Here is a 416-nt window from a genome sequence, read left to right on the forward strand (position 1 = left end):
TGGGGCAGACGCCATCCTCGGTGGCGCCGGCGCCGACACGATCGACGGCGGCGAGGACGCCGACACCGTCTCCGGTGGCGACGATGCAGACCTGATCGGTGGCGGCGCCGGCGACGACGTTCTGGCGGGTGATGCCGGTGACGATACGGTGGGTGGCGGCGAAGGCGCCGACAGCATCGACGGTGGCGCAGGTGCGGACAGCCTGGCCGGTGGTGCCGGGGCAGACGCCATCCTCGGTGGCGCCGGCGCCGACACGATCGACGGCGGCGAGGACGCCGACACCGTCTCCGGTGGCGACGACGCGGACCTGATTGCAGGCGGCGCCGGCGACGACGTTCTGGCGGGTGACGCCGGCGACGACACGATCGATGGCGGCGAGGGCGACGACGATATCGGCGGTGGCGAGGGCGCAGACA

The 416-nt window shown here is 73.6% G+C and carries 1 protein-coding gene; it reads left to right on the plus strand.

What is annotated here, in order from left to right:
* Positions 1-40: 40 nt before the first annotated feature.
* Positions 41-416, plus strand: a 376-nt coding sequence (locus tag ACFOGJ_RS26995) for a calcium-binding protein (protein WP_379906393.1), incomplete at its 3' end; no start/stop codon positions are given.

Origin of the sequence: Marinibaculum pumilum (assembly GCF_042646425.1) — a bacterium.
Lineage (GTDB): Bacteria > Pseudomonadota > Alphaproteobacteria > Ferrovibrionales > Ferrovibrionaceae > Marinibaculum > Marinibaculum pumilum.